General features: G+C 72.7%; 19 protein-coding genes. 9 read left to right on the top strand and 10 right to left on the bottom strand.

The window, feature by feature from the left end:
* Window positions 1-16: 16 nt before the first annotated feature.
* Window positions 17-886 (top strand): acyl-CoA thioesterase, encoded by an 870-nt coding sequence (locus ACZ5CW_RS11635; protein WP_468600121.1) that lies wholly within the window; start codon window positions 17-19, stop codon window positions 884-886.
* A gap of 54 nt (window positions 887-940) precedes the next feature.
* Here the strand turns inward: ACZ5CW_RS11635 and ACZ5CW_RS11630 are convergent, their stop codons facing one another.
* Together ACZ5CW_RS11630 and ACZ5CW_RS11625 are read right to left on the bottom strand one after the other, a co-directional pair.
* The gene (locus ACZ5CW_RS11630) at window positions 941-1,933 is read right to left on the bottom strand and encodes a DUF6397 family protein (RefSeq protein ID WP_468600120.1); all 993 of its coding nucleotides are present in this window, start codon (window positions 1,931-1,933) and stop codon (window positions 941-943) included.
* Window positions 1,934-2,059: 126 nt separating this feature from the next.
* Window positions 2,060-2,473 carry a roadblock/LC7 domain-containing protein gene (locus ACZ5CW_RS11625; protein WP_468600119.1) on the bottom strand — a complete coding sequence of 138 codons (414 nt, stop codon included), beginning with the start codon at window positions 2,471-2,473 and terminating at the stop codon, window positions 2,060-2,062.
* A gap of 91 nt (window positions 2,474-2,564) precedes the next feature.
* On the opposite strand from ACZ5CW_RS11625, the gene ACZ5CW_RS11620 reads away from it, so the two are divergent.
* Window positions 2,565-2,993, top strand: a complete 429-nt coding sequence (locus ACZ5CW_RS11620) for a PPOX class F420-dependent oxidoreductase (protein WP_468600118.1) — start codon at window positions 2,565-2,567, stop codon at window positions 2,991-2,993.
* Between the two features lie 7 nt (window positions 2,994-3,000).
* Here the strand turns inward: ACZ5CW_RS11620 and ACZ5CW_RS11615 are convergent, their stop codons facing one another.
* From ACZ5CW_RS11615 to ACZ5CW_RS11595, 5 genes are all read right to left on the bottom strand, one after another.
* Entirely contained in the window at window positions 3,001-3,603 is a 603-nt protein-coding gene (locus ACZ5CW_RS11615; RefSeq protein ID WP_468600117.1) for a GTP-binding protein, read from the bottom strand.
* A 206-nt stretch (window positions 3,604-3,809) separates the two neighbouring features.
* Window positions 3,810-4,220 (bottom strand): DUF742 domain-containing protein, encoded by a 411-nt coding sequence (locus ACZ5CW_RS11610; RefSeq protein WP_468600116.1) that lies wholly within the window; start codon window positions 4,218-4,220, stop codon window positions 3,810-3,812.
* Window positions 4,221-4,239: 19 nt separating this feature from the next.
* Window positions 4,240-4,677, bottom strand: coding sequence for a roadblock/LC7 domain-containing protein (locus ACZ5CW_RS11605; protein WP_468600115.1), 438 nt, complete (start codon window positions 4,675-4,677; stop codon window positions 4,240-4,242).
* Window positions 4,674-7,355 carry a sensor histidine kinase gene (locus ACZ5CW_RS11600; protein ID WP_468600114.1) on the bottom strand — a complete coding sequence of 894 codons (2,682 nt, stop codon included), beginning with the start codon at window positions 7,353-7,355 and terminating at the stop codon, window positions 4,674-4,676. The genes ACZ5CW_RS11605 and ACZ5CW_RS11600 overlap by 4 nt, the downstream gene beginning before the upstream one ends.
* A gap of 47 nt (window positions 7,356-7,402) precedes the next feature.
* The gene (locus tag ACZ5CW_RS11595) at window positions 7,403-8,176 is read right to left on the bottom strand and encodes an MHYT domain-containing protein (RefSeq protein WP_468600113.1); all 774 of its coding nucleotides are present in this window, start codon (window positions 8,174-8,176) and stop codon (window positions 7,403-7,405) included.
* Window positions 8,177-8,328: 152 nt separating this feature from the next.
* Between ACZ5CW_RS11595 and ACZ5CW_RS11590 the strand changes: the two genes are divergently transcribed.
* Entirely contained in the window at window positions 8,329-8,928 is a 600-nt protein-coding gene (locus ACZ5CW_RS11590; protein ID WP_468600112.1) for a class I SAM-dependent methyltransferase, read from the top strand.
* Window positions 8,929-8,941: 13 nt separating this feature from the next.
* Here the strand turns inward: ACZ5CW_RS11590 and ACZ5CW_RS11585 are convergent, their stop codons facing one another.
* On the bottom strand, window positions 8,942-9,697 hold the full coding sequence (locus ACZ5CW_RS11585) for an alpha/beta fold hydrolase (RefSeq protein ID WP_468600111.1): 756 nt from the start codon (window positions 9,695-9,697) through the stop codon (window positions 8,942-8,944).
* Window positions 9,698-9,808: 111 nt separating this feature from the next.
* On the opposite strand from ACZ5CW_RS11585, the gene ACZ5CW_RS11580 reads away from it, so the two are divergent.
* Window positions 9,809-10,342, top strand: coding sequence for a PadR family transcriptional regulator (locus ACZ5CW_RS11580; RefSeq protein WP_468600110.1), 534 nt, complete (start codon window positions 9,809-9,811; stop codon window positions 10,340-10,342).
* Here ACZ5CW_RS11580 and ACZ5CW_RS11575 read toward each other — a convergent pair.
* A complete protein-coding gene (locus ACZ5CW_RS11575; protein ID WP_468600109.1) occupies window positions 10,319-11,224 on the bottom strand; it encodes an oxygenase MpaB family protein in 906 nt (301 codons plus the stop codon). The genes ACZ5CW_RS11580 and ACZ5CW_RS11575 overlap by 24 nt on opposite strands.
* Before the next feature lie 106 nt (window positions 11,225-11,330).
* Here ACZ5CW_RS11575 and ACZ5CW_RS11570 point away from each other — a divergent pair, with 106 nt between their 5' ends.
* Window positions 11,331-11,618 carry a hypothetical protein gene (locus ACZ5CW_RS11570; RefSeq protein ID WP_468600154.1) on the top strand — a complete coding sequence of 96 codons (288 nt, stop codon included), beginning with the start codon at window positions 11,331-11,333 and terminating at the stop codon, window positions 11,616-11,618.
* A gap of 141 nt (window positions 11,619-11,759) precedes the next feature.
* Window positions 11,760-12,620: a hypothetical protein gene (locus ACZ5CW_RS11565; RefSeq protein WP_468600108.1), complete on the top strand. Its 861-nt coding sequence runs from the start codon at window positions 11,760-11,762 to the stop codon at window positions 12,618-12,620.
* A gap of 117 nt (window positions 12,621-12,737) precedes the next feature.
* Here ACZ5CW_RS11565 and ACZ5CW_RS11560 read toward each other — a convergent pair whose 3' ends face one another.
* Entirely contained in the window at window positions 12,738-12,920 is a 183-nt protein-coding gene (locus ACZ5CW_RS11560; RefSeq protein ID WP_468600107.1) for a hypothetical protein, read from the bottom strand.
* 240 nt (window positions 12,921-13,160) lie between these two features.
* Between ACZ5CW_RS11560 and ACZ5CW_RS11555 the strand changes: the two genes are divergently transcribed.
* From ACZ5CW_RS11555 to ACZ5CW_RS11545, 3 genes are all read left to right on the top strand, one after another.
* Window positions 13,161-16,142 (top strand): DEAD/DEAH box helicase, encoded by a 2,982-nt coding sequence (locus ACZ5CW_RS11555; RefSeq protein WP_468600106.1) that lies wholly within the window; start codon window positions 13,161-13,163, stop codon window positions 16,140-16,142.
* Complete coding sequence (locus ACZ5CW_RS11550) at window positions 16,139-17,461, top strand: SWF or SNF family helicase (protein WP_468600105.1); 1,323 nt, start codon at window positions 16,139-16,141, stop codon at window positions 17,459-17,461. Before ACZ5CW_RS11555 ends, ACZ5CW_RS11550 begins: the two co-directional genes overlap by 4 nt.
* Before the next feature lie 294 nt (window positions 17,462-17,755).
* Window positions 17,756-19,096, top strand: a complete 1,341-nt coding sequence (locus ACZ5CW_RS11545) for an esterase-like activity of phytase family protein (RefSeq protein ID WP_468600104.1) — start codon at window positions 17,756-17,758, stop codon at window positions 19,094-19,096.
* Window positions 19,097-19,295 lie beyond the last annotated feature (199 nt).

Below are 19,295 nucleotides of genomic sequence, written 5' to 3'. Positions count from 1 at the left end.
CAGGAGAGTCCCACCGATGACGACGAATCCGGCCGAGCGACTGGTCGACCTGCTCGACCTGGAGCAGATCGAGGTCAACATCTTCCGTGGGCGAAGCCCGCAGGAGTCCTTGCAGCGGGTCTTCGGGGGCCAGGTGGCGGGCCAGGCGCTGGTCGCCGCAGGGCGCACCACGGACGGCGACCGTCCGGTGCACTCGCTGCACGCGTACTTCCTGCGCCCGGGCCGTCCCGGTGTGCCGATCGTGTACCAGGTCGAGCGGGTCCGCGACGGCCGGTCGTTCACGACCCGCCGGGTCACGGCCGTGCAGCAGGGCCGCACGATCTTCAATCTGACCGCCTCCTTTCACAAGCCTGAGGAAGGACCGTTCGAGCACCAGCTGCCGCCGGCCCGGGAGGTGCCGGACCCGGAGTCGCTGCCCACGGTGACCGAGGAGATCCGCAAGCATCTGGGCGCGCTGCCGGAGCAGTTGGAGCGGATGGCGCGCCGCCAGCCCTTCGACATCCGGTACGTGGACCGACTGCGCTGGCACAACGAGGAGATCGAGGGGGCCGAGCCGCGCAGCGCGGTGTGGATGCGCGCGGTCGGACCGCTCGGGGACGACCCGCTGGTCCACACCTGCGCGCTGACCTACGCCAGTGACATGACCCTCCTGGACGCGGTCCGTATCCCGGTCGAACCGCTGTGGGGCCCGCGGAACTTCGACATGGCCTCGCTGGACCACGCCATGTGGTTCCACCGGCCGTTCCGCGCGGACGAGTGGTTCCTGTACGACCAGGAGTCGCCGATCGCCACCGGTGGCCGCGGTCTGGCGCGTGGGCGCATCTACGACCTGCGGGGGCGTCTGCTCGTCTCGGTCGTGCAGGAGGGGCTCTTCAGGGCTCTGTAGAGGCCTCCCCGTCCCCGGGCACGTCCCGTGGGCGCCGCTGAGAATCGCGCGGGTTCAGGCCCGTACGGGCCGTGGACCTCTCCGGCGCAGCCAGGCCCGCAGGCCGCGGGCCGGCTGCGCCGGCTCCCGCCCGGGACCCTCGCACCCGGGTGCGGACGGTGGGCTCGGCCGTCCCTCCGGCCTTGCCGGACGAGTGACCGTTCGTGCCATCGGCGGGATCGGCCGTGCCGTCGTCCGTGTCGCCGGCGCCGTGCGGCGGGCAGAGGGCCGCGGGGCGGGCGACAGGGTGCGGGCCTCCTCGACGGCGCGTGCCAGCTCGCTGCGCAGCCACTCGATCTCGTCCGTGTCGTGCGCGGTCATGATCCGCTCGGCGAGGTGAGCGGAGGGCGAATCCGGCGCCCCTTGACCGGGCGGTGCGGGCCGGAACCGGTTCACATGGGCGCGCTCGTACGGATCCTTGACGACATCGGCGACCTCGACGAGCGCGAGGAAGGCCGCCACTGCACCGGCGCGGGCCCAGGGGCCCTCGGCCTGCCGCAGCAGGAGACCGAGGTGTCGTCCGCGCCAGTTGCGGGCGCGCAGGTCCACTCCTGCCTCCAGCTGGCCGCGCAGAGTCTCGGGCGTCCGCCCCTTGAGCAGGTGCGCGTTCTCGGCGCCTGACGTGAAGTTCCGCAGCTCCTGCGCCAGGTAGAGCCACACCACGGCCTGGTAACGGTTGAGGTAGAACTTCACCGGCACGATCAGGCCCAGGCGCGCCAGCCGGGTGAACCGGCCGGCGGGGATCTCCATGAGCGCGGCGCCCTCCGCGGTCCCCACGACCCGTACCCGGTCACGGAGAGCTTCGGGGAAGCCGTCCTGGGCGCGGAGGCGGTCGATCTCCGCGCGCTCCACCCGCCGGCCACCTCCCCCGCCCTCGTCAGGCACGGTCCGGACATGACCGAGCCGCACGGCGAGGTCGAACTCGCTTCGTTTCAGCTCCAGTTCACGAGCGGCACGGCTCGGAGAGCAGATGAGCGGGCGGGGCGGGCCGAAGGTGCTTGCCGACATGGTCGTACTCCCCCGTGGAGTCGGTGGCTGACGCCCTGTGCGTGAGCCGCATACACACCGTAGCCGCCATGCCGCAGCTCGTGGCGAGCCTGTGGATAACTCCACAGGAATGAAGAAAATCCCAGGTCAGAGGTCTGTGATGGGGGCCCGCTCGGGTTGCCTGGCATCGACGCCCAGGTGTTCGCCGACGCGATTGACCAGCAGGGTCATCTCGTAGGCGATCTGCCCGATGTCGGCCTCCGCTCCGCTGAGCACGCACAGACAGCTACCGGTGCCGGCGGCGGTCACGAACAGCACGGCGTCGTCGTACTCGATCATGGTCTGGCGCACTCTGCCCGCGCCGAAGTGGCGTCCCGAACCCTTGGCCAGACTGTGCAGCCCGGATGCCACGGCGGCCAGATGCTCGGCGTCCTCGCGACGTAGGCCCGTACTCGCTCCCGTGACCAGACCGTCGTTCGACAGAACCAGCGCGTGCCGCACATGGTCCACGCGCTCGGTCAGATCGTCCAGGAGCCACCCGAGTCCCTGGTTCTGCGCCATGTCCGTCTCCCCGTGTGACGTCTCCCCCTGACAGGAGGAACTCTCCGCCAGCCTTCCCCACGACCAGCGTCCGGGCAAGCAGGATGGGCGCATGGCAGACAAGATGACCGACGAGGAATGGCGGGCGTTCGTCTCGGAGGGCACCCGCACCGGCAAGCTGTCCACCGTTCGCGCCGATGGGAGCCCCCATGTGGCACCGATCTGGTTCCTGCTGGACGGAGACGAACTGGTCTTCAACACCGGCAAGGAGACCGTGAAGGGGCGGAATCTGGCCCGTGACGGACGGGTGGCGCTGTGCCTGGACGACGACCGGCCGCCGTTCCACTTCGTGGTACTGAACGGCCGCGCCCGGCTGTCGGAGGATCTGGACGAGGTGCGCCTGTGGGCCACCCGGATCGCCGCTCGCTACATGGGCGAGGACCGCGCCGAGGAGTACGGCGCCCGCAACGGCGTTCCGGGTGAGCTGCTGGTCCGTGTCACCATCGAGAAGGTGGTGGCCGTGAAGGATCTGGCGGCCTGAGCGGCGGTCAGCCGACCGAGTCCAGGAGCCGGGCGGTGTGCATCCGCCCGGCGTATTCGACGAGCCGGATCAGCACCTCCTTGCCGGAGTCCCGGTCGCGCGCGTCGCACAGGACCACCGGTGTGCCGCGGTCGAGGTCGAGGGCCCTCGAGACGTCACGGGCGCCGTAGGTACGGGCTCCCGAGAAGCAGTTGACGGCCACCACGAACGGGATGCGCCGGTGCTCGAAGTAGTCGACGGCGGGGAAGCAGTCCTCCAGGCGCCGGGTGTCCGCGAGGACCACGGCACCGAGCGCGCCCTGGGACAGCTCGTCCCACAGGAACCAGAAACGGTCCTGTCCGGGTGTGCCGAAGAGGTACAGGGACAGGCCCGAGCGGATCGTGATGCGCCCGAAGTCCATGGCGACGGTCGTGGTGACCTTCTGGTCCACGCCGCCGGTGTCGTCCACCAGTTGACCGGCTTCGCTGAGCAGTTCCTCGGTGCGCAGCGGCCGGATCTCGCTGACGGCCCCGACCAGGGTCGTCTTACCGACGCCGAATCCGCCGGCGACCAGTATCTTCAGCGCCAGGGCGGAGGTGTCGCCGACGGTGTCGGAGTGCTCGGAGACCATGATCACTTCTCTCGGGAGGGCCGGCTGCGGTCGACGTGTGGGTGCTCCGGGGATGAAGTCAGCATCATGACAACCGGGGCACTCGTCCGGGCGGTTGGACCGGAACGCACCTGATGTGACCGACTCGCGCCCGGTCGGTTGCGCAACCCGTACGGTTCGGGATGCGGCCAGGTGTACGGGGTGTGGGACGGGTTCTGAACGTTCATCTACAGCGCTCGCAATCCCTCGATGACCTCGCGCAGGATCCGTTCGTCCGGCAGGCGCGCCGGGGGGACGGGGCGGCTGACGGTCACGCAGCCGAGTTCCAGGAGGTCTCCGAGGAGCACCCTGACCACGCCCACGGGCAGGTCGGCGTCCGCCGCGAGTTCGGCGACGGACTGTGTCTCCGTGCGGCACAGCTCGATCAGGGTCCGGTGCTCGGGGCCGAGCGCGGTGTCACCGGCATCCGGGCCGGCGGGATCGAGGGTGACGAGCGCGATCAGGTCGAAGCGCACGCCGGTGGGGCCGGGCTGGGTGCGGCCGCCCGTCATGGCGTACGGGCGGACCAGGGGCCCGGCCTCGCCGTCGTACCACTGGCTGGCCGGCCCCCCTGGGCCGCCGGTCGGGTTCTCCGTCATCGGTGCCGCCTGCTCCGGCTCAGCCGGCGGCAGGCGGCTGAGCCGCGGCGCGCGGCGCCGTGTAGAGGTGCTCGCCGACCCGCTTGACCAGGCGCGCCATCTCGTAGGCGACCAGCCCGATGTCGGCGGTGACGGCGGTGAGCACGGCGAGGCAGGAACCGTCGCCGGCCGCGGCCACGAAGAGGAACGCGTCGTCCATCTCGACCATGGTCTGGCGTACTCCGCCCGCGCCGAAGTGCCGTCCCGCACCCTTGGCCAGGCTGTTGAAGCCGGATGCGACGGCGGCGAGGTGCTCGGCGTCCTCCTGTGCCAGCGCGGTGGAGGCGCCGATGGCCAGGCCGTCGTTGGACAGCACCACGGCGTGCCGTACCTGGCTCACCCGCATGACCAAGTCGTCCAGCAGCCAGTCCAGTTCGCCGGATCGCCGGCCGGTTCTCGGGGTCGGGTCCTGGATCATGCCGGGTCTCCTTCACTGCTGTGACTGCCCTTTTCGGGTTCCGGGGCGGCGCCGCGGCCGGGCCGGGGACCGCCGCCGCGCGCCCAGCCGTCGCGGTAGGCCGCCATCCGGTCCCGTACGAGTTCGGGGGTGCGCCGGTCCTCGCCCTGCCGTACGGGGGCCGCGGCGGGCTCTTCGGGCCGCTGATGACGCAGTTGGGGAGCGAGGCTCGCCTGGCGCACACGACGCGGGAGTTCTTCGGAGGGCTCGGAGTCGTTCGGGGAGCGGTGCAGCCTCAAGGCGGTGACTCCGGGGGGCGGGGCGTCGTTCGGGGTGGTGTGCGGGCCCGCGGCGGTGCGGTGCGGGCCGGGCTCGGTCGGGGGGAGAGGGGGGCCGGAATCGGAACCGGTGCGGTGGGGGCCTGGCGCGGTCGCGGGGCGACGGAGGCCGGGCTCGGCAACGGTGCCGTGCGGGCCTGGGTCGGTCGGGGTGCCGCGCGGGCCCGGGGTCGTCGAGGTGCCGTGCGGGGCGGAGGTGGTGGCCGCCAGGGCGGGCCGGTCCGGCCGTGCGGCGACGGCTTCCGGGGGCGCGGCCTCGCCGGGCACGCGCGTGTAGGGGCGTTCCTGCTCGCGCCGGGCTTGCTCGTCCTGCCGGGAAGACCGTTCCGCCGAACCGCCGTGCAGCAGGGCGGTCGGCAACAGGACGACGGCGGTGGTGCCTCCGTAGGGGGAGGTCCGCAGATGCACCTTGATGTCGTGCCGGGAGGCGAGCCTGCTGACCACGAAGAGTCCGAGCCGGTCGCTGTCGAAGAGGTCGAGGGCCTCGGACTGTTCGATGCGCCGGTTGGCCTCGGCGAGCGTGTCGGCGCCCATGCCGAGTCCCCGGTCCTCGATCTCCAGGGCGTAGCCGTTGCCGACGGGTTCGCCGGTGACGCGCACGCGGGTGTGCGGCGGGGAGAACTGGGCGGCGTTCTCCACCAGTTCGGCGAGCAGGTGGGTGAGGTCGGCGACCGCCGCCCCGATGACGTGCGCCTCGGGGAGCTGGCGTACCTCCACGCGCGCGTAGTCCTCGATCTCCGACACGGCGGCACGGACGACGTTCGTCAGGGACACCGGCATGCGCCAGGCCCGTCCGGGGGCCGAGCCGGAGAGAATGATCAGGCTCTCGGCGTGGCGGCGCATCCGGGTGGTGAGGTGGTCAAGACGGAACAGGTCGCTCAGCTCGTCGGGGTCGTCGGAGCGGCGCTCCATGCTGTCCAGGAGACTGAGCTGGCGGTGGACCAGTACTTGGCTGCGCCGGGCCAGGTTGACGAAGACCCCGGAGATTCCGCCGGCCAGTTCGGCGCGCTCCACGGCGGCGTGCAGGGCGGCGCGGTGCGCGGTGGTCAGGGCTTCCGCGACCTGGCCGGTCTCGTCCTCGGCCGGTGGTCCGGCGGGCGCCTCGGCCTGGATGTCGATCTCCTCGCCCGCGCGCAGTTTCCGCATCGCTTCGGGGAGTTTGCGGCGGGCGATCTCCAGGGCGTCGTTGCGCAGGGTCACGAGTTCGACCACGAGCGCACGGCCGATCCGGACGGAGATGACCAGTGAGGCGGCGACCGCGGCGAGGCCGAGGAGCACGGCGGCACCCGCGGGGCTGAGCAGACCGCGGGCGACCGGGTCGGCCCTGCCGGCCACGGCGCGGCCCGTGTCCGCCTCGATGGTCCGCATTCCGTCCCGCACGCGCGCGTGGGCGGCGCTCCAGCCGGCCGACGGTGCCGGGTCGGACGGTTCGGCGGTGAGGATCCTGTCCTCGGCCGCGCCGAGGGCGGTGTAGGAGCGGCCGGCGACCAGGTCGTGCCAGGCGGCGCGCTGTGCGGCGGGCAGATCGGCGACGGCCGCCTCGATCAGGGCGCGGCGTGCGGCGACGGCGGAACCGAACAGCCGCAGCCGCTCGCCCTCCAGAGCGCCGCTCCGTGCGCCGGCGAGGACGGCGTCCTCCTGGGCCAGCGATTCGGCCGCCCGGGAGAATTCGAGCAGCACGCGCGCGTCGGAGCCGACGTCGGCCTGCTGGACGCCGGTGAGGGCGCCGTCCACGGCGAAGGCCGCCCCGATGGCCTTCGTGTACTGCGCGTAGGCCTGTTCCCAGCCGGTCTTGTGGTCGAGTACGGCCGTCCGCAGTGTGCGGAGGTGCTCGGCGCCGGTGACGAAGGCGTCGAGGCGCTCGGAGACACCGGCGGGCAGTTCCTGGCTGTCGGCGACCGTGCTGTCGTCGCCGAGCCGCAGCTTGGCCACGGCCCGGTCCGTGCGGGCCGCCAGACCCTCGAGTCCGTCGCGGTCTGCGGTGCCGGGGGCACCGGCGTAGCGCACGGCTGCGCTGCGCTCGGCCTGGAGTGCGGCGACGGCCGTGGCCACCGGGGCGCGCAGCTCCGCGTCGACCTGCTGGGACTGGCGCAGCCGGGCGACGTCCTGGGCGGTGCTGACGGTGGCGTAGGCCCACAGGGCGAGCAGGGAGACGACGGGCACCATCAGGAGGCTGACCACCTTGGCGCGCACGGTCCGGGGGCGCAGGTGCCGACGGCTCCCTCGCGCGCGTGCCGTGGCCGGCGGTATGCCGAGGGGGTGGTCCGTGCCCTCCTGCGCCGGTGGCCCGGCGTGGGCGCGACGGCCGCGCGGAGGGTGCGCCGGGGACCCGGCTTTCTCAGGCGTACGGGGTGGGCGCATGGCCTCCTCGTTCGGGACGTGGGTCGGGGCGCTCGGGCCGGTTCCGGCTAGCGGGCGACGCTCTCGACGGGCCGCTGGGCGGAGGCGGAGGCCTCGCGCTCGTCGGCTGTGGGTGACAGGGCGACGAAGGCCGAGGTGATGAACAGGTAGGACCCGAGGCCGACGGCGAGGGGGAAGATGAACTGCATCGCCGTGGCCCCGGACAGTGCGTGGTCGGACGGGTTCACCCGCACGCTCACCGCGAACATCCCGGTGTAGTGCATGCTGCTGACGGCGGCGCCCATGACCAGGGAGGCGACGGTGACCGCGAGGGGTGACTTGATGTTGAGCCCGGCCCACAGCGCGGCCGTCGCCGCCACCACCGCGATCAGCACCGACAGTCCGACGAGAAGGGGGTCGTACCGGACGTGGCCGTGCAGCCGGACCGCCGCCATGCCCAGGTAGTGCATGCTGGCGACGCCCAGCCCGGTGGTGAGTCCGCCGAGCAGGAGCGCCCGGTTGCGGTCGCGGCTGTAGCCGACGGCGAAGACGCCGGCGCAGACGACGACCATGGCGACGAGGAGGCTGAGGATGGTCAGTGGCACGTCGTAGCGGATGTCGGTGCCGCTGACGCGGAAGCCGAGCATGGCCACGAAGTGCATCGTCCAGATGCCCGTCCCGATCGCGGAGGCCGCGGTGACGAGCCAGTTGCGGCGCGAGCGGCCGGTGGCGGCGAGCGCACGGACGGTGCAGCGCAGTCCCAGTGCGGCCGCTGTGCAGGCCATCAGGTACGACAGCACGGGGGTCAGCCAGCCGAAGGCGGCGTGGTCCAGGTGTCCCATGGCCCCGGGACGCTAGCCGGGGCGGGAGCGCACAAAGGGGGCGCATTTCGAAAGCTGTTGGAATATGACACAGAGATGCGACGGAACGATCGCGTCCCGCTCGAACATGCGCACCGCGACATCCCTCGTGACGGTGAGGGATCATGCCCCACATGAGCGACGACCACACACACGTCCAGGAGTTCTTCACCGCGCGGGCGGCCGACTGGGACACCAGGTTCCCCGACGACGGCCCCGCCTACGCGGCCGCCGTCGCCGAGGTCGGGCTGCGGGCGGGCGACCGCGTGCTGGACGCGGGCTGCGGCACGGGGCGCGCCCTGCCGCCCCTGCGTGCCGCCGTCGGCCCCTCCGGGGTGGTGCTGGGTGCCGATCTGACCCCGGCGATGCTGACGTCCGCCGTGCGGGCGGGCCGGCACCGGGACGGGCGGCTGCTGCTCGCGGACGTGGCCGCGCTGCCGCTGCGGTCGGGTTCCCTGGACGCCGTCTTCGCGGCCGGCCTGATCGCACATCTACCGCGCCCGGCGGACAATCTGCGGGAACTGGCCCGCGCGGTGCGGCCGGACGGAACGCTCGCGCTGTTCCACCCCATCGGCCGTGCGGCCCTGGCGGCACGTCAGGGCCGGCAGATCACGCCGGACGACCTGCGGGCCGAGGCGAACCTCGGCCCGCTCCTGGCCCGTTCGGGGTGGCGTATGACGTCGTACACCGACGAGGACGCCCGCTTCCTCGCGCTCGCGGTGCGCGCGAACTGACGGCCGCGGCGGGTCAGCCCGTTCCGGCGACGGCTGCCACGAAGGCGTCGGGGTTGTCGAACATGACGTTGTGCCCGGCGCCGGGCACCGTCACCACGCGCACCCCCGCGGCTGCCAGGCCTTCCCTGCCGTCCAGTTCGCCGCTCAGCTCCCCCTGGAGGTAGACACGCTGGACGGCGAGCCCCTCCAGGATCGAGCGCATCACGGGGTTCGATCCCCGGCGCAGGCCGACGGCACTGCGGTGCAGGGCGCGCGGGTCGGCCAGACGCAGGGTGGCCGCCCACAGCGGGCCGACGGCCTCCAGCACGCGTGCGTGCTCCTTCTCGACGAACTCGTCCTCCCCGTACGAGGCGATTCCACTGCTGGCGGCGGTCTGCGGCGGGAAGGCGTCGAGGTTGGCCTCCGTGAGGACCAGCCTGGAGGCGAGATCGGGCCGCCGGTGGGCCAGCACGATGGCGACGGCACCCCCCATGCTGTGCCCGACCAACTCGGCGCCGGCGACGCCCGCCCGGTCCAGGGCGACGGCGACGGCGTCGGCGTGCTCCTCCAGCGAGTATCCGAAGTGCCCGGGCCGGTCGCTGATGCCGTGCCCGGGCAGATCCACGAAGAGGCTACGCCTTCCTGCCAGTTCGGGTCGGGCCGCGATGTGCGCGTGGTAGACGGCCGACATCGATCCGAGCCCGTGCAGATACACGCGCGCGGGCTCCGCCCCGGGCACCTCCGTCCAACGGATGCGACTTCCCTCGCTGTCGAATGCGGCCTGCTTCACCGTGCCCCCTCGGATGTCCTGTGATGCCGCAGACTATACATCGGTCACGATGTATAGCGGTGCGAAAGTATCAAGGCACCGATGTACCGCGCTCTGGGAGAGAATCAGGCCATGCTCGAACTCGCCATCCTCGGTTTCCTGTACGACGCCCCGTTGCACGGCTACGTGCTGCGTCGTCACATCGCGGCACTCACCGGCCACGTACGGCCCGTCGCCGAGAGCACGCTGTACCCGGCGATCAAGCGCCTGGAGAAGGCCGGCCTGCTGGTACGGACACCCGAGCCCGGTGCCGTGGCCGCGCCGCGCCATGCGCTGCGGCTGACCGAGGAGGGAGAACGCGAACTCAAGCGCCGGCTCACCGAACCCGCGCAGCGCGAGATCACCGACGAGAACCAGTGGTTCACCCTGCTCGCGTTCCTGCGGCACCTGGAGGATCCCGCCGCCCAGGCGACCGTACTGCGACGCCGGCTGGCCTTCCTGGAGGAGCCGGCGAGCTTCTTCTACGACGGCGACCGGCCGCTGCGCGCGGAGGAGGTGGGCGACCCGTTCCGGCGCGGCGTCCTCACCATCGCGCGTGCCACGAGCCGGGCCGAACTCGCCTGGCTGCGTGACACCCTTGCCTCACTCGACGGGGTCGGCCGCTGAGGTGTCCCGGTGCCGCACCGGGCAGCCCCGCAGCCCGGGGATCGGGCGGGTGCCGAGGTCGGCCACGTGGTAGCCGTTCGGGTAGCCCTTGACCTCCCAGTTCTGACGAGCGAAATGCGTGGCGCGCCGCGGCGGCAGCAGCCGGACGATCCGGCCGCGCGTCCGTACGGCGCGACGGACGAACGCGGCGGTGGCCGCGCCCGGCGACGGGTAGCGGAAGGCGCGCAGCAGCGGCTCGTCGAGCAGGGCGAGCGTCGCCGTGCGCAGCAGCGGCGCCAAGGGGCGCGGGTACCAGGACGCCATCAGGTCGAGGGTGGCGTCGGAGACCTGCCGGGCCTGCTCGTCCCAGCCGAAGTGGGCCTCCTCGTAGGCGTCGAGAAGAGCCTCGAACTCCTCGTAGGTCGTGGGGATGCCGGGAATGCCCATGTGCCGGCCGAGGGTGCGGTAGTACTCGGTGGAGGCGACGACCTCGTGCCGGGACAGCCGCCGCCAGCCGTAGGTGTCGATCCAGCGTCGGGGCATCACGACGAAGGTGCTGAGCACGTACCGCATGTCGTCGTCGCTGATGTCGTAGCTGCGGTGCATCTGGTTGATCCGACGGATCGCGGTACGGCCCTCCTCGGCGGCGAAGCCGTGTTCCACGATGGCGTCGAGGAGCAGCACGGTGTCGTCGTACCTCTTCTGCGTACGCTCGGTCAGCTCCGCCGTCCGTGCGAGCAGCCGCCCGATGCCGGGCACGGCGTACGTGCGGTAGAGGGCCAGTTCCAGGGCGCGTGCGTAGTCCCAGGGGAATTCGAACGCCACACTGAGCCGATAGATCTCCTGCGCGTCCGCCACCGGGTCCAGCCGGCGGATCCGCCCGAGCCGCTCGAAACGCTTCACAGCGCCCTCCCCCTTCTGCCGCCGAAGCTCCAACTCTACGTTGAGGGGCAACAGGTGACTGATCGGCACTGAACCCGTCCGGGAAAGGGTGGTACGCGTGTTCGGCATGTTCCGCAAGTACGCCGCCAGGCTCCGCACCTCCACGCGCGCGCAGCCCGTGAACCCAGGGGAAAGGCGCGCACACAACTTGTTCGAAGCGGCCGCCGTCTATGTGGCGGCCCGCGCGGAGGACGACCAGGACCGGGTCGAGGAGGCGGCGGCCTGGGTCTCGCCGGAGGCCCTGACCTTCGGGGTGAACGAACTCGCCTGCCGGGCCGTCGTCGCGTTGGCCCGGGAGCGCGACGAGTCGCCCGCCGCGGTGGCCCGCGACCTTCTCGGGCTGCCGGCGGCCTGAGGACCCTGGCTCGGCCACTGTGGTCGTTTCGCCCCCGTCCAGGCGGAAACCTGCAGCTCCGGGCGGTGTGAGGAGTCGTGACAAGGGCCTTCTCCTCGCACTAGGGTGCGCGCCGAAGGACGAACCACTGGGGAGGCAGGGATGGCCGGGACGGACGATGACGCCGTCGCCGCCACGGATGATGCGCTGTACGTACTGACGGCGGTGCTGCTGACGCCGGCGCAGTTTCCGAGCGTGCTGGGCGACGACTATCCGGAGGCGTGCGCGGCGCTGGGCCTGGCGCCCCGCGCCGACGGGTACGGCCTGGTGCTGGGCCAGGACGGCGACGGCGCCCGCTGGACGGTCGTCATCGACGACGTCTCGCTGGTGGCCGTGGCGATCGCATCCTGGGACTGCGGCATGGAGTACGAACTGTCACCGGACGAGCGCGCGGTCGTGACCGCTCTGCCGGGATGGCCCCTGTCGGTCGCCGTGGCGGCCCCCGGTGTCCCCGCGCCGCACGACCCGCCGCCCGAGGTGGCGGAGCAGACCCCGCTCAGCCCGCCGGACACCAGCTTCTGGGGGCCCGCTCAGCGAAGGCTCGGCGCCGACGAGATAGCGCTGCAGTGGGCAGCGTGGCGGGAACAGATCAACGACGCCGAATTCTCCGTACCGAGCGAGCGGGTGCGGCCCGCGGAGCCGGCGCAGTCCGCGGAGTCCGTGCCGGGGGACGGGGAGAACGCACCGCAGGGCGGCCACCCGGGTGTCCGACGGGTGCTCGCGGAGGCGCGCGCCTATGTCGACTCGCCGCCGCCGCTCGGCCGGGTGCGCTCGTCGTTCGCCCCCGGTGACGCCCGTACGCTGCGTGCCGACGGTCCGGGCTGGTCGATCGTGGCCCGCACCGACGACATCGCGTTCGTCCTGCTCGACGAGGAACCGGGTGAGGTCCTGCCGATCGGCCGGGGACCCGAACTGCCGGGCCTGCTGGAGGCGCTCGACAAGCTTGCCGTACGGCCCCTGTGAGCCAGGGCTGCATGGGCCCGGGTCGAGTGGGCCGGGTCGCGCCGGCCAGGGCCGTGTGAGGCGAGGCCGCGTGAGCCGGACAGTCCGGGCGGCTCACGCGCGCCGTGCGCCGTCGCCTCAGCGACCCAGTTCCTTGCGGCCGACCCTGCGCAGCCGACGCCGCTGTGAGGGGTCCAGTGCCAGGTAGGCGGCCACCGGGACGCCCACCACGATCAGGAACGCCACCCACCAGGGCAGCCATATCAACAGGATGAGCCCGACCGCCACCCCGCCCACGGCGAGCTTCGCGTTCTTGGACATGAGCGTCCCTCCTTCACGGCCACTGCCGCTCTCTGCTCTGAGAACGGCGCCCCGCTCCCCGCGGTTCCGGACACCGGCCCTGAGACATCCCTGAGGCCCGCCCCTTAATGGTGCCGCCTCTCGCCGGCACAGGGGAGCAGTGGCCCAGATCACGATCTCAACCTGAGGGTCGACGCCTCGGCGTGCTGTACCCTCGACCACCCCGATCCAGTAGTCAAATTTGAGGAGTGCGGGCAGAACGTGCAGAGGATCACCCCGGCACCACACCCCGAGCTGTCCGAGTTGTCCGAACTGGCCCGCTGTCGCGCAGTGTTCCTGCCCGCCGATCCCCCACGTCAGGGCCGGCTCGCCTTCTGGCGGCCGGACGGCGAGGCACCCCCCGTCGTCGCGGACGGCTCCATGACAGACCTGGACGTCGTCGTCCCCGCGGCGGACGGCGAGGTCGAACGGGACCGTACGCCGGCCCTCGTGCTGCCCCTGCACAGCGCGCTTCCGTTGCTCGCACGCTCGCGCGAGCTTCCGCGGGGACACCGGTCCGCTGTCTTCTGGGGCACGGCCCGTCTGCTGGCCCTGCACTTCCTGGCACGCGGTCTGCTCCTGCCCGGCCTCTCCCCCGGCGGCAACGACGCCTGGCGGGTCGGACCCTTGTCGCCGCACGACGTGGAGCTGGTCCGGTGTCTCGCCGCCGGCATGCCGCCGGAGGCGCACGCCGTGCCGCTCACGGCCGACGGCCCACCCCTGCTGCCCGATCCGGAGCGGCTGCTGCGCGCCTTCCTGGACGCGGTCGCCGACGTACTTCCGCGGTCCCCGGCCGCCGCGATGGTGACCGGCGGCACCGCGTACGCGGTGTCCGAACCGCAGCGACTGCCCGCGCTGCGGGCGTGGGCCGACGACATCGCCGCCGGCCACGACGCGGGCGTGCGGCTGTCACTGCGCGTGGAGACGTCCGGTCTCGACGACGCGGCACAGCAGGACGACGCTCCGGTCCGGTTCCGTGCGGTTCTCCAGGTGCACGGGCTGACCGGGGCCACGGACGTGAGGGACGCGGCCGATCTGTGGACCGGTGCGGCCACGCACGAGGCGTCCGGTTCCCATGACGTGTCCGGTTCACTTGATGCTTCCGGTCCCCATGATGTTTCCGGTCCACGCGGCTCAGTCGCTCCAGGCGACGCGTTCGGTCCAGGTGACTCGTCCGGTCCACGCGCGCGTGCGGACGCGCTGCTGGCGCTGCGCCGCGCGGCCCGGGCCTGGCCACCGCTGACGCCTCTGCTGTCCGCCGCCGTCCCCGACACGGTGGACCTCGCCGACGACGAGATCGCCGACCTCCTGGGCGAGGGCGCGCGAGCGCTGGCCTCGGCGGGGGTCGACGTGCACTGGCCGAAGACACTGTCGCGCCGGCTCACCGTCCACGCGACGGTCGGCCCGCCGGACGGCGGCGCCGCACCGGGGGGCGCCTCGGCACCGTCGGCGTTCCGCTCGGCGGAGGCCGGGGTCACGCTCGGCTGGTGGTTCGCGCTGGACGGGCGGGAGCTGTCCCGGGAGGAGCTGGACCGGCTCGCGCAGGCCGAACGTCCCCTGGTGCGGCTGAAGGACGGATGGGTGCTGATCGACCCGTCGGAAGCGCATCGCGCCCGGACCCGGCAGGCCCGGTCCCTCGCTCCCGTGGACGCGCTGGCCGCCGCTCTGACGGGCTCCGCGCAGGTCGACGGCCAAGAGGTCGACGTGCGGGCCACGGGGTGGCTGGACGCGCTTCGGGAGCGGCTCACGGACGCCGACACGGCACGGGCCGTCGGGCAGCCGCCGGGCCTGGCCGCCGCGCTGCGGGACTACCAGCTGCGCGGCCTCGACTGGCTGGCCCGCACGACCTCCCTCGGGCTGGGCTGCTGCCTCGCCGACGACATGGGGCTCGGCAAGACGATCACCCTCATCGCACTGCATCTGCACCGGCAGACGGATGCCTCCGCGGCCGGTCCCACCCTCGTCGTCTGCCCGGCCTCCCTGCTCGGCAACTGGCAGCGCGAGATCGAGCGTTTCGCCCCCGGGGTGCCGGTGCGCAGGTTCCACGGCCCGGGGCGTGACCTCGGTTCCGTGGCGACCGGGGAGTTCGTCCTGACCACGTACGGCACGATGCGCCTGGACGCCGAACGGCTCACCGAGGTGCCCTGGGGCATGGTGGTGGCCGATGAGGCACAGCACGTGAAGAACCCCTACTCGGCGACCGCGCGGGCCCTGCGTTCCATCGGGACACGCGCGCGCGTGGCGCTCACCGGCACGCCGGTGGAGAACAACCTCACGGAACTGTGGGCCATCCTCGACTGGACGACCCCCGGTCTGCTCGGCCGCCTCGGCACCTTCCGCGCACGGTACGCGCAACCGGTCGAGGGCGGCCGGGATCCCGCTGCCGCCGAGCGGCTCGCGCGGCTCGTCCGGCCGTTCCTGCTGCGGCGCCGCAAGTCGGACCCCGGCATCGCCCCCGAGCTGCCCCCGAAGACCGAGACCGACCACCCGGTGGCCCTGACCCATGAACAGACGGGTCTCTACGAGGCGTTGGTCCGCGAGACGCTGGACCGGATCGCGGCCGCCGACGACATGGCCCGGCGGGGCCTGATCGTGCAGTTGCTGACCGGTCTGAAGCAGATCTGCAACCACCCGGCGCAGTTCCTCAAGGAGGACGATCCGCGGCTCGCAGGACGCTCGGGGAAGCTGGAGTCGCTGGACGAACTCCTGGACACCGTCCTCGCGGAGGGCTCGGCTGTTCTCGTCTTCACACAGTACGTACGCATGGCCCGCCTGCTCGAACGGCACCTGGCCGCCCGCGGAGTGCCCTCGCTGCTCCTGCACGGCGGAACACCGGTCCCCGCGCGCGAGGAGATGGTACGGCGCTTCCAGGACGGCGAGGTCCCGGTGTTCCTGCTGTCGCTGAAGGCCGCCGGAACCGGTCTGAACCTCACCCGCGCCGAGCACGTCGTGCACTACGACCGCTGGTGGAATCCGGCGGTGGAGGCGCAGGCCACCGACCGCGCCTACCGCATCGGGCAGACCCGCCCGGTGCAGGTGCACCGGCTGATCGCCGAGGGCACCCTGGAGGACCGCATCGCGGAGATGCTGGGCCGCAAGAGGGAGTTGGCCGAGGCGGTGCTCGGTACCGGCGAGGCCGCACTGACGGAGCTGACGGACGCGGCACTGGCCGCGCTGGTGGAACTGCGCGGGGAGGCGCGATGAGCCGCTACGACGACGAACACGACCACGAGACGGCGCGCACGTACGTCGCGCCGCCACCCGCGCGCGGACGTGGATTCGCCCAGAGCTGGTGGGGTCGGGCATGGCTGCGGGCTCTGGAGGACGCGGCTCTGGACTCGGCGGCGGTCAAGGCGGGACGCCGGCTCGCGCGCGCGGGCGGCGTGGGTGCGGTGACGGTACGACCGGGCCGGGTCACCGCCGTCGTACGCGACACGGGAGGTGCGGCGCACCGGGCCGACGTGCTGGTGCCGGAGCTGTCCGCCGAGGAGTGGGGGCGGTTCCTGGATCTGGCCGTGGCGCAGGCCGGGCACATGGCCGCGCTCCTGGACCGGGAGCTACCGCCTCATCTGATCGAGGACGCGGCGGTGAGCGGGATCGAACTCCTGCCGGGCCTCGGCGATCTGGACCCCGAGTGCGACTGCGGCACGTGGGACCACTGCGGGCACACCGCCGCGCTGTGTCACCAGGTGGCGCGGCTGCTGGACGAGGATCCGTTTCTGCTCCTGCTGATGCGTGGGCGGGCCAAGGACGCGTTCCTGGCGGAGCTGCACGTGCGCGGAACCGCGCCGAGGCCGGTGACCCGCGTGCCGGAATCGGCGGGTGTCGACGCGGGCGAGGCGTGGGCGGCCGCGGACATCCTCCCCCCGCTGCCCGATCTTCCGGGGCTCCCGCAGGCGCCTGGCGCACCACCGGCTCTCGACGCCGACACGGCTCCGGCGCCAGGGGTCGATCCCGCCGCTCTGGCACATCTGGCCGGCCGCACCGCCGTGGAGGCATACCGGCAGTTGGCGCGGTCCCTGTCCGCCGATCCGCAGGAAGGCATCTATGTGACAGCCGCTCAGGACGCCGTACGCCTGGCCTGCGGTGCGCCGCCCGATGCGGTGACCGAGCGGCTCGCCGCCGGCTCGGGGCGCGATCGTGAGGGGCTGGCGACGGCCGTCCGCGCCTGGGAGATCGGGAGCGGGCCCGCTCTGGCGGTACTCGACGAGGAGTGGGAAGTGGAGGACGTGGCACTGGCACGCGCGCGTGTGGCCCTGGAAGCGGCCTGGGAAGCCGACGAGCGGCCGTCGTTCCGCAGGAGCGGCAACCGGTGGACCGTCCTGGACGGCGGGGTTCAGCTGCGCCTCGGCAGGGACGGCCACTGGTGGCCGTATCGCGACGAGGACGGCCGCTGGGTCCCCGCGGCCGGGCCGGACGGCGATCCCGCGACGGCCCTCGCCTCGGCGCGGCTCGACCCGGACGCCCTCGACCCGGATGCCGCTCCTGCTGAAGGTGACCGACCGATCGTCGAAGGGCACTGACTGGCCGCTGCCAGGCGCCCAGTGACCTCTGCGGGGCTCTGCCGGGCCGTTGCAAGGCGCCCCGTGGCTCCGCAGGCCTCCGGCTGGCGCTGCAATGACTCCAACCGGGGCTGCAGGGCTCCGACCGACGCCGAACTGTTCTGGCCGACCGTCACCTCCGGCCGTACATCGTCAGTGTGGCCTCCGCACGATCCGATGAGCGGTGGACGCCCGCCGTTCACCCCGCGGTCGTGCGGTGTTCCTCCTGGGGCCCAAATGTGGCCGCTGTCAACGACCTTGTCACCAGGAGGCCCGATGTCCCCGCACGCCGCCGGCCGGCGCCGCGTCCACCGTTCCGTCGCCACGGGCCTGCCCCTGGCCCTGGCCGCCACCCTCGTGGCCGCCGGGACGGCCACCGCGGCGCCCTCCGGGGAGGCCCGGGTCGTCCGCACGGCGACCCTGGGCGAGATCCCGCTCGGCGCGTTCAGCAACACGCTGCTGCCCGGCGGCGTGAGTGACGACCACGGGGTGAAGCTGGGCGGCATCGGGAGCGACATCTACCCGGCGGGCCGCAAGGGCGAGTACTGGACGGTGACCGACCGCGGGCCCAACGGCCAGATCAAGGTGGACGGCAAGAAGCGCCGCACGTTCCCGGTGCCGGGCTTCGACCCCGCGATCGTGAAGATCCGCGTCTGCGGGGACAGGGTCGAGGTCGTCGACGCGATCGCGCTGACCACCTCCTCCGGGAAGGCCGTCACCGGGTTGCCGAACCAGAAGAGCCGCGACGAGGCGCCGTACACCTACGATGCCGGCACCCCGCTCTCCCACGACCCGAACGGCCTGGACACCGAGGGCATCGTGCGGGCCGGGGACGGGAGCTTCTGGCTCGTCGACGAGTACGGCCCCTCGCTCGTCCACGTCTCCGCGCACGGGCAGGTGCTCACCCGCTACGTGCCCGAGGGGCTGAACCTGACCGGCGCCGACTATCCGGTGGTGGAGGCGCTGCCGTCGGTTCTGCTGCACCGCAAGGTCAACCGAGGGTTCGAGGGGTTGGCGCAGCTTCCCGGCGGTGACCTGGTGATCGCCCTGCAGAGCCCGCTGTCGCTGCCCGACGCGGACGCCGGGGACGCGTCGCGCACCACCCGTCTGCTGCGCTTCTCGCCTCGGAAGAAGGCCGTCACCGCCGAGTACGCCTACCGGTTCGACCCGGTGGACGTGGTCGACCCGGGCGAGGACGACACCTCCGAGCTGAAGATCTCCTCGGTGGTGGCCGTCGGCGCCGACCGGCTGCTCGTCGAGGAGCGCACGGACAGGGCGGCCCGGCTGCACCTGGTCCGGCTCGACCGCAAGGCCGACATTCTCGGCGGCCCGTGGGACGACGACACGACGTCTCCGTCGCTGGAGCAGCTGGACGACCCCGCCGCACAGGGTGTGCCGGTGCCGGCCAAGCGGCTGGTGGTCGACCTGGGCAAGGTCGACGGAGTGCCGGGGAAGATCGAGGGCATCGCGCGCGTGGACCGCGACACACTCGCCCTCGTCAACGACAACGACTTCGGCATGACCGACGGGTCGGGCGCGTTCGACGCCCAGGGCCGCCTGGTCGACAGCGGCATCAAGACGACCGTGACGTACATACGGCTGCCCAGCGGGCTGTGACGAAGACCGCCGGGCCGGGTCCTCGGCTCGTCGGAGACCGACGGGCCGGGTTGTCGGCCTGTCGGACACCGGGGACCGGGGGGGGGGGGGGGGGGGGGGGGGGTGAGGGGGGGGGGGGGGGGGGGGGGGGGACCACGGGCGTGAGAGGTGTTGGGGGGGGGGGGGGGGTAGAGGGGGGAATCACTATAGCCGCAAGACG

Source organism: Streptomyces sp. NPDC031379 (genome assembly GCF_055569615.1).
Note: the sequence above shows the minus strand (reverse complement) of the source record. Positions and strands in the feature narration are given on the sequence as shown.

Excerpts from the sequence above, each read along its gene's own strand:
- ACZ5CW_RS11630 (WP_468600120.1), bottom strand. The coding sequence starts at position 1,933 with ATGTCGGCAAGCACCTTCGGCCCGCCCCGCCCGCTCATCTGCTCTCCG.
- ACZ5CW_RS11550 (WP_468600105.1), top strand. The coding sequence starts at position 16,139 with ATGAGCCGCTACGACGACGAACACGACCACGAGACGGCGCGCACGTAC.
- ACZ5CW_RS11560 (WP_468600107.1), bottom strand. The coding sequence starts at position 12,920 with ATGTCCAAGAACGCGAAGCTCGCCGTGGGCGGGGTGGCGGTCGGGCTC.
- ACZ5CW_RS11610 (WP_468600116.1), bottom strand. The coding sequence starts at position 4,220 with ATGACGGAGAACCCGACCGGCGGCCCAGGGGGGCCGGCCAGCCAGTGG.
- ACZ5CW_RS11570 (WP_468600154.1), top strand. The coding sequence starts at position 11,331 with ATGTTCCGCAAGTACGCCGCCAGGCTCCGCACCTCCACGCGCGCGCAG.
- ACZ5CW_RS11590 (WP_468600112.1), top strand. The coding sequence starts at position 8,329 with ATGAGCGACGACCACACACACGTCCAGGAGTTCTTCACCGCGCGGGCG.
- ACZ5CW_RS11635 (WP_468600121.1), top strand. The coding sequence starts at position 17 with ATGACGACGAATCCGGCCGAGCGACTGGTCGACCTGCTCGACCTGGAG.
- ACZ5CW_RS11595 (WP_468600113.1), bottom strand. The coding sequence starts at position 8,176 with ATGGGACACCTGGACCACGCCGCCTTCGGCTGGCTGACCCCCGTGCTG.
- ACZ5CW_RS11620 (WP_468600118.1), top strand. The coding sequence starts at position 2,565 with ATGGCAGACAAGATGACCGACGAGGAATGGCGGGCGTTCGTCTCGGAG.
- ACZ5CW_RS11600 (WP_468600114.1), bottom strand. The coding sequence starts at position 7,355 with ATGCGCCCACCCCGTACGCCTGAGAAAGCCGGGTCCCCGGCGCACCCT.
- ACZ5CW_RS11625 (WP_468600119.1), bottom strand. The coding sequence starts at position 2,473 with ATGGCGCAGAACCAGGGACTCGGGTGGCTCCTGGACGATCTGACCGAG.
- ACZ5CW_RS11615 (WP_468600117.1), bottom strand. The coding sequence starts at position 3,603 with ATGGTCTCCGAGCACTCCGACACCGTCGGCGACACCTCCGCCCTGGCG.
- ACZ5CW_RS11580 (WP_468600110.1), top strand. The coding sequence starts at position 9,809 with ATGCTCGAACTCGCCATCCTCGGTTTCCTGTACGACGCCCCGTTGCAC.
- ACZ5CW_RS11605 (WP_468600115.1), bottom strand. The coding sequence starts at position 4,677 with ATGATCCAGGACCCGACCCCGAGAACCGGCCGGCGATCCGGCGAACTG.
- ACZ5CW_RS11545 (WP_468600104.1), top strand. The coding sequence starts at position 17,756 with ATGTCCCCGCACGCCGCCGGCCGGCGCCGCGTCCACCGTTCCGTCGCC.
- ACZ5CW_RS11565 (WP_468600108.1), top strand. The coding sequence starts at position 11,760 with ATGGCCGGGACGGACGATGACGCCGTCGCCGCCACGGATGATGCGCTG.